Here is a 9,148-nt window from a genome sequence, read left to right on the forward strand (position 1 = left end):
GTATTGACGCAAAAAAACTTGTATACAGGAATCTATCTATTGGCTGTAACAAGCCAAATAATGGCTAGAAATATTTCGCCACAGTTGCGCGCTAACTTTAGTTTCAGAATTGGTATGAAACTCATGTCCCAAAATGAATCTAAAAAGATATTGGACCGTATCGGTGCGGAAAAACTAACGTCCTCGGGACAGTTAGTCTACGAACGTGGTGAAAAACTCATGAAAGGCCATCAACCTTATTTGGATTACCTATACTTATCATCAATCTGTGAGTACATTGGAAGCCAGCGCGGGTATCCTTCTCCTTACCTCCTACCTGAATATCGCTTTGCCGAAAATATACCGGTGGTATTTGATCCAAAAGATAAGGATCAATTCTTTGAAGAAGCTGCTCGATTGATTGTGATGTACCAGCAAGGATCTACATCATTAATACAACGTAAATTAAAGCTTGGATACAACCGTTCTGGTCGCATAATAGACCAGCTAGAAGCTGCAGGAATAATTGGTCCATTTGAAGGAAGTAAACCGAGAGAAGTTTTATTTCCAGACGAATATGCGCTGGAACAATACTTAGAAAAACTTGCGACACATAATAACTTAGAATATACTCCTCCAAGTTTATACAATAATTCAAAAAAGATTTTAAATACACCCATCGAACCTGAATTGTCTATGAACAAAATTGACGATTTAAAGCGCGAGCCCATTTACCCTAAGAATAAACCAATTGTTTCTAAAAAAAATAAGGGTAAAGTATTCGTATTCCTCCTTATTGTAGTTGTTATACTTGCTTTTTTCTATTGGATGGGCAAACAGTAAACTCTGTTACGGTAAACCGTAAATATTACCAATTATAAGACGCTATTTTTGTTACAACAAATTATCTGTTAATAATGCGTAAACATTGCTTTTATAGAAAAACATTGATAAATTAGAAAATAGGATTATTAACCTTACTGACATAGTTTAAAAACCTCATTGCCAGTATAATTTCAGACATTCGGTATAAAAAGTTAATGGGAACCTTTTTTATAATTTTGATTTTTATTGTGATTGCTATAGCTGCCTCAAGTAAAAAAAATAAAAAGAATCAACAGCAGCAATATTATGCTCCGCCAAAGCCTCAAGAGCAGCCAACTGCAGCGGAAATGAAGAACGCAAACTTCTACTATAGTGAGGGTTGGCGTAAATATTTAATCAAGCACCATGGTAAGTATGAATTGTGGCCACCAAACTTTTTTGAAATTGCTGCCCTTGCTTTACGTAAACTTTCCATCAAGGAAAACTATGATCTTAAAATCCATTTTAATCATAGAGATGGATCTCAACTGCTTTACAACCTTACTTTAAGGCTATTAAGAAATCGTCAATACAATAGCGAGAATGTATGTAAAGCCTATAGGATAGTGATTGATACGATTCAAAAACTGCCTGTATCATCGCCAGCACCTCCCATTCCTAGATTTAGTGAAGAGAAGTCCGCTACTGCAATCTTACAAGATAACAAGAATGTTGTTATGAATAACGTGATATCAACAATCCAACCATTACCTAAACCACAAGCAATAAAAAGCGACGAGGAAACCGCTGATGATAAACCTTCCAAAGTAGAAACTCCCATTCAAATAGAAGATAGTAAAGCTGAAAAAGAGCAACAACGTGAGATTACGTCTATATTGGATTCTTTAAATGCGAAAAATATATCGGACGAAACACCCAATGATATTATTGACGTTACGGGTCATCAGGAAGAAATTATATCAACTCAAACCTATAATATAGATACTAGCACAATTACCTATTTTGAACCTTCTTTAAATATCGAAGAAGTATTAGCAAAATTGGATAGTTCTAATCTTTTTGCAGTTCCAGAGGAAAGGCCAAGCGCACAACCAATCCAACACAGCTATTCGGAAGGGTTTGAGAATAATTATAACTATGACGACTATTTACTCGGCAAGCGTTATAAAGATAAAATGGGACTCTCAAAAGCTCAAGTGAGTCTAATCAATAAGCTAAATGGAGTAAATAATGTTTTTCTAGAAGTTGAGGGATGCTGTATAGAGACGATTACCCTCTTTCTCAGTTGTGAAAAAAAATTAAGAGCTAACCTCACAAAAAAAGATTCTAACCTGAAAAAGGAAATCGAAAACCTTGTTGAAAGTGCGCGCAAAATCTCAAGAGTAACGAAGGAAGGTGCTTGGATGTTTGATAGTTATTATAATCAAAAATATGTAAATGACATAATCTCGCAGCAAGTGTATTACACAATATTCAAAAGAGCCGAGATTTTAGTAAGGGAAAATTGGGGACATAAACGAAAAGTATCTGGTGAATTTGCTCAAACTTTTACTGGTCTAAGCGATATTTTCGAGGATCGAGTAGGCTCTGCTGTGAATACGATTTTGGAAGGCCTAAAGTCCTCCATCAAAGATCCAGATCTAGCGACTGAGATCGAATTAAATAGGATGAATACAACGCGTTGGAAATCCAAATTTGATATTTTAAAGCATGATGTAAACCAAGAAAATATAGTCGAGTTTGGACAGAAAATCCATACGCTTTTTGAGCAGAATCAACTAAACCCTTCTGCGGAAAACATTTACTATGAAGCGTGTAAAATAGCATATACCATAGATAAAAATGAAGCCATAAGGCTTTACTTGCATTACCTGTACGCTGATCTCCAATCTGATAAAATTGACGACAAACAGCTCACAAAAACAATTCACAAGGCACTTTTTAAAAATGATCACCACGAACAGGCTTTTAACGAGATTATACAACAATTAAAAGAAGATCGCAATCTCGGTACAGCAATTGAAAAGGTAGATTCTATATATGCTCCAATCCGAAGAAAAATAGAATTGAATATCGAAGCAATCAAAACAGTTCAGGAACAGGATAAAAATACCGTTGAGCTCCTAAACAACTATCTTCAAGATGAGGAAGAAGTCGTAGAGAATGTACCAGTTGTAAATAGCAGCGAAGTTGAAAGCTCGAAGACGGAAGTAGAATCTACCGAGATTGAATCTGATCCCAACAACTTATTTGTTGACGAGATTGATCTCTCATTAGATCAACGCGAATTGATCGGTTTATTTACAGCAAATAGTTTTGAACTGACTCAAGAATACCTAGCGAATTTTTGTAAAACGAGAGGGTTAAGGTCTGGCCCTATGATCAACGATATTAACGAGATCTGTTATGAAATTTTAGATGATACGCTGATCGAAGAGCGTGACGAAGAATATTTGGACATGAATGAGGATTATTATAAAATGATTATTAAAGCATGAAACTAGCAGTAAAACCTAAAGAAGCCACCGCTATTATTAATTCATTACTTAGCGGTGTAGTGCCAAGAATCGGGGTACAACATATTACAGTAGGACGTTCGGATGAAGTGGATGCATTCATCAAAGCACTAGACGATGTAAAAAATGGCCATAGCATGGTTAAATTCTGGATAGGTGACTTTGGATCAGGAAAATCCTTTATGCTCCACCTGCTCAATACGGTAGCATTGAAACAGAAGTTTGTGGTGTCAACAGCAGACTTCACACCGGATAATCGCCTATATTCAAATGATGGGAAAGCGCTCGTGCTTTATACAGCTATCATGGATAATATTGCCATACAAACAAAACCAGAAGGTGGCGCTTTAGCAACGCTACTGGAAAAATGGATTGAACAGGTGGTCGCTACTACGGCAGTGGAAAATAACCTCTCTCTTGTCCAAATACGGGAAGAACAGTATTTGAACCTCGTAAAAAACAAAATTATGCAGTCAATCAATGAACTGACTGATGTTGGTGGATTTGACTTTGCGAGTGTAATCATGAAATATTACGAAGGATATATCAATGATGACGAGCTACTGAAAAGAAATGCATTAAGATGGTTAAAAGGCCAATATAAAACGAAGACTGAGGCTCGACAAGACCTTGGGGTCCGTGAAGTGATTAACGATTTGAACTTCTACGACATGCTCAAAAATTTCACAGCACTATTTGTCAGTATGGGTTACAGTGGTTTTATGCTCAATCTCGATGAAGCCATCAATCTTTATAAGATCTCGACATCGACGATGCGTGAAAAGAACTACGAAAAAATCCTGACGATTTATAACGATTGTTTCCAAGGTAAAGTAAGTAACTTGTTTATCAATATAGCAGGCACACGTGAATTTTTGGAGAATGAACGTCGTGGTTTATTTAGCTACCAAGCATTGAAATCAAGGTTAGAAACAAATAAGTTTGAGACCCTTCAAATTCGTGATTTCGCACAGCCTGTGATCCGATTAATGCCGATTGATCATAACGAGATATTTGTATTGCTTAAAAAACTCAAAGAAGTTTTTGAATTTCATTATAAATTGGAAATTGATATTTCCGATAACGAGATCCAAAATTTTATGGAGGAAATATATAACAAACCTGGTGCAAGTGAGTTTTTAACGCCGAGGGAAGTAATACGTGATTTCCTGAATATTTTGAGTATCCTACGTCAAAATCCGCAACTGGATAAAGCCGCGCTGTTCAGCGATATTCAGATCAAAGATGAACGCCCAGTTGATGTATTATTAGACAGTATAGAAGAACTATAATATGGCATTTGAACTGCTCTCTGAACCGATTAGACGTTATGTAAAAGATAAGCGTTGGGAAAGTCTTAGACCAATACAAGCTGCTGCTATCGAAAAAATCATGAAAAGCGATAGCAATGTCATATTGGCAAGTAGAACGGCCTCTGGTAAAACGGAGGCAGCCTTCCTCCCTATCCTATCTAAAATAAGTGCGCGGAGCAAGAGCGTTCAAGTCCTTTACATTTCTCCGTTGATCGCATTGATCAACGATCAATTTGTGCGTGTAGAGGATCTGTGTAGTTATCTAGATATTAAGGTAACAAAATGGCACGGCGAAGCGAATCGAACGGCGAAAGAGCATCTGATTAAAGAGCCGAACGGTGTCGTATTGATTACTCCAGAGTCTTTAGAAGCGATGTTAGTCAATAAACCTCAAAACGTTAGCATATTATTTAACGATCTGAAATACATAGTTATTGATGAGATTCATTCGTTTATAGGCACAGACAGAGGGATTCAGTTGAAATCGATATTGCACCGAATTCAAAAGTCCGCTAAGGTGACACCTGCTATCGTCGGTTTATCAGCGACTTTGGGCGATTTCGAAGAAGCCAAACGTATGACCGGTCGGCCAGATGCTACGGTTGTACTACGGGACCGGACCGCTAAAAGCATGGTTACGTCTTTCCGTTATTTTGAGAGCGGGGCAAATCAACTATCTTTGGAATTGCTAAAAGATCTTTACAAAGAAACCTACAACAGTAAAGTTTTGGTATTTCCAAATAGCCGTGGACGGGCCGAAGAAGTAGCCGTCAAACTAAAAAGGATTGCTGAAAAAGTAAATGGACATACGTCATATTACTCTCATTATTCATCAGTCGATCGTGAGCTTAGGGAATGGATTGAACATTTTGCCAAAACAAATAAATATCACCCATTTGTGATTTCCTGTACCTCAACGCTAGAGCTTGGTATCGATATTGGTAGCGTAGAAAAAGTAGTTCAGATCGATGCTACGCATTCTATTGCCTCCCTTATACAGCGAGTAGGTAGAAGTGGGCGGAAGGATGGACAAGCAAGTTCTTTGTTGTTATATGCAACTGGAAAATGGAGCCTGTTACAATCATTAGCCTGCTGGGAACTTTATAAACAGGAATTCATCGAACCGCCATTCGTAGCTTTAAAACCCTTTGATTTATTTGCACATCAACTATTGGCAGTAGTCAAGCAATATAGCGGCTTACCCATATCGATTTTAAAAACCGAGCTCGAGCAAAACTTTGCATTTAAGGATATTACGTCCGAAGAGTTTGATGATATTTTAAGCCATCTGATCGAAACCGATATGCTCGAACAGTTAGGTAAAGAGGTCATCATAGGACTCGAAGGCGAGCGAATTGTCAATTCGCGAGATTTCTATTCTGTATTTGCAACTGAAATACATTTTAAAGTACTACATGATGGCAAATCTATTGGAGATCTACCCTCCTCCTCTCCGATCATGATCGAAGACAACATTTTGTTGGCCGCAAAGATCTGGAAAGTGGTTGATATAGACTTTAGAAGCAGGAAAATATTTGTAAAACCTACGAACGATGGCAAGCCTCCGATCTTTGGTGGTGAGCCCGGCAATACACATCCATTAGTGAGGCAAAAAATGCTCGAATTGCTGATGACTTCATCCATACATCCTGAGCTTGATGAGCAATGCTGTGCGGTATTGGATGATATGCGGCAGGTGTTTAAAGATATTCTCATTGAGAGTTTGGAAGATGACCGTCCGCTGTTTGTCGGAGAAAATTCCTATAAATTTTATACCTTCCAGGGGTCAAAGATATTTGATACCTTAAAATTTATTTTATCAGCTGCAGGCTTAGAATTCCGGCATCAAGACGCATCAGCATCTATTGAAATAGATAAAGAGCAAGGATTTGAATGGTCTGCACCAAAGCTGCTTGCCGTATTTCAGGATTTGGATCAACATTTAGCATTTCGGATTGATACCAATCCTGCTATATTAAGTTTTGCAAAATGGGCTATACTACTTCCAAAAGATAAACAGATAGAGCTTTTAAAAAGTCGAAGATATGACTTCGATGGGGCATTGAAATTTATAAATTCTGTTCGATGGATGTATGCTAATACTGATGATGTCGATATCGCAAACTTTGCTTTAGACGCATAAATTAAAGCTTGACTGTTATGATTATTTCGCACGTTATTCTTGTAGAGATTGATACTGATAGCTCGACTATAGCTTTAAAAATCAAAGACCTTAAAAGTGTAAAATTTGATTATTATTGTAACGCAAAGTATAATAAAAGTTTTGCAGTCTGCACAAACAGCAAACATTTAGCGTTAAGCATAAAATCTGGCATTGAGGCCTTGATTTTAGATGATATAATTAACGACTTCAACGGAGCCATTTATAATATATCGGCTCTAAGCAAATTAGTTCGAGGATGTAATTTTTATAAGTCCGAGATTCCGAGTATTGAAATCATAAAGAATATAAAGACCCTAGAAAAAGTTGATATACCTCAAATTGATACCTACGAAGGCATAATGGAATTTTATGATAATTGCAATCTAGTAATTGCTCAAATCGACGAGTTGTTAAATAATGGTGCTGAATTTTCTAAAAATAACCGAAAAGAACGACCATCTATTATTCACAATCGAAACTTACCTATTTTGGATCAATTGAATTTCGATTGGGTATATAATAAAGACAACGATATCGTTTTTGATAATATTGGTCTTGCAAGATGGAGACGTGAAGGGCGATTCCCAGAGCATAGACGACTTATAGAGATAAAGTATTTTAGGTAGATCGGTAAATTCAACGTATCAAAATTAGAATGACTTACATGTTTTAAAGAGAGTGTCAAGCGCGCTCAAAATTTCGTCTAAATAAAGAGTTTCACTACAGAATACGACTGAATTATTAAATGAATTGTACCCTCTAAGAGTATTTAAAGCGGGCATACCGAAATGATGATTCCTTAAAGATGGATTCATCGCCAAATCGATATATGAACCCTGTGAACTATTTTCAAACTATTCTTTAATACGTTCATCATAATGTCGAAATGATTACGGAATTTCCTGCTAGAAAGAGGATTATTATTCTCAACTCCTAGCAATTCTCTAAGCTTTTGTCCACGAATTTTGTATTTTTGACTTGGCCATAGAATTTTGGAAACATTTCCTGCTGCAACAAGAATTGATTGAATCGAATACCAAGTTTCGTTGTTATCAAAATTATCGTGCGTTGGCGTAATGTCTTGTCTTGTAATAATTGTATTCCCACCTGAAATTCTCAATCTTGTGCCTTGCATCTTCAAGTGACAGAAACCAATTTAATGACAAACATTCGTCTCTGAATTTGCCATTGAAAGACTCAACATATAGGTTGTAAGTAGGTTTTCCGGGTCTGGAGAAATCCAGTCTTGCCTGATTTTCGTAAGCCCACCTATCTACATCTTTTGATATAAACTCACTGCCATTATCACACTGAATTCTTTCAGGGAAACATCCTTCCATCAGGCAGGCTTTGGTCAGTTCATTTACTACATCGGCACCTTTTAAAGACTTTCCCACCAGTAGTCCGTGGCAGATTTTACTACAATTATCCACTATAGCTAAGATGCGAAAACGTTCGCCGTTAAACAACGCATCCTGTAAGAAATCCATGCTCCATACCCGGTTTATAGCTGTAGTTGCAGTCGGTCTAACCGATGAGCAGCACTACGGCGTCGTTTTGGCCGCTTGGCACGTAGGTTTAGTCCGCAAGCCTTATAAATACAGTAAACACGTTTATGGTTATCGGTAAAACCTTCCCGTCGAAGCAGAACAAATATACGTCCGAAGCCATAAAGGATACGTGAGTGGGCTATTTCATTCATCCGCATTTTTAGCAAACTATCTTGCCGATGTCGGTAATGGATATAATAGTACATCGACCTGGCAAGGCATACACATCGACAGGCCCGTTGGGTTGATATCCGATAATTGCTAACCATCCAATAGGCCATTTCTTTTTTGTAAGCCGGTTTCACAACTTTTTTTCATCATATCCTGTAGCATCTGTTTGTCCAAACTTAAATCAGCGACCACCTTTTTTAGCTGGGCGTTCTCCTCTTCCAGCTGCCGCAATTTGCGCAACTCTGGAATGCCCAGACCGCCGTATTTTCTCTTTCAATTGAAAAATGTTGCCTGGGAGACTCCCATTTGCCGACATGTCTATTCCACACGGGTACCGGTCTCGGACTGACGTAGCCCGAAGGCGATCTGTGCCTGGGTAAACTTTGATATATTCATCGTTTTTCCTCCTATTTAAAATTAGTAATTCACACCCGAATTCTCTACTTTTAAAATGTACTGTTTTATGGGAAGAGGTCATATGACATTAAAAATATTTACACTAAAACGATTTTAAAATTCAGAAAAAAAATACTAAATTTAAATAAACAATTATAACATTATAAAAAAACAAAATCAGTCTATTTTTCAATTAAATTAATAAACACAATTACACATCTGTCCTAAATAAAT

Annotated in this window: 5 protein-coding genes and 1 pseudogene; 5 read left to right on the forward strand and 1 reads right to left on the reverse strand. The window is 37.2% G+C overall.

The window, feature by feature from the left end; genetic code table 11:
- From B2X72_RS05395 to B2X72_RS05415, 5 genes are all read left to right on the forward strand, one after another.
- The coding region (locus B2X72_RS05395; RefSeq protein WP_286848483.1) for a DNA translocase FtsK at positions 1 to 822 on the forward strand (822 nt) is incomplete at its 5' end.
- Positions 823 to 1,019: 197 nt separating this feature from the next.
- Positions 1,020 to 3,302 carry a tellurite resistance TerB C-terminal domain-containing protein gene (locus B2X72_RS05400; RefSeq protein ID WP_286848484.1) on the forward strand — a complete coding sequence of 761 codons (2,283 nt, stop codon included), beginning with the start codon at positions 1,020 to 1,022 and terminating at the stop codon, positions 3,300 to 3,302.
- Complete coding sequence (locus tag B2X72_RS05405) at positions 3,299 to 4,612, forward strand: ATP-binding protein (protein WP_286848485.1); 1,314 nt, start codon at positions 3,299 to 3,301, stop codon at positions 4,610 to 4,612. Before B2X72_RS05400 ends, B2X72_RS05405 begins: the two co-directional genes overlap by 4 nt.
- 1 nt (position 4,613) lies before the next feature.
- Complete coding sequence (locus tag B2X72_RS05410) at positions 4,614 to 6,776, forward strand: DEAD/DEAH box helicase (RefSeq protein WP_286848486.1); 2,163 nt, start codon at positions 4,614 to 4,616, stop codon at positions 6,774 to 6,776.
- A 17-nt stretch (positions 6,777 to 6,793) separates the two neighbouring features.
- Positions 6,794 to 7,423 carry a hypothetical protein gene (locus B2X72_RS05415; protein WP_286848487.1) on the forward strand — a complete coding sequence of 210 codons (630 nt, stop codon included), beginning with the start codon at positions 6,794 to 6,796 and terminating at the stop codon, positions 7,421 to 7,423.
- A gap of 432 nt (positions 7,424 to 7,855) precedes the next feature.
- Here the strand turns inward: B2X72_RS05415 and B2X72_RS26615 are convergent.
- Positions 7,856 to 8,914, reverse strand: a pseudogene (locus B2X72_RS26615) (IS3 family transposase).
- Positions 8,915 to 9,148: the final 234 nt, after the last annotated feature.

The sequence above is a fragment of the Sphingobacterium sp. UBA7253 genome, from assembly GCF_002472745.1.
In the GTDB taxonomy this organism is placed as follows: Bacteria; Bacteroidota; Bacteroidia; order Sphingobacteriales; family Sphingobacteriaceae; genus Sphingobacterium; species Sphingobacterium siyangense.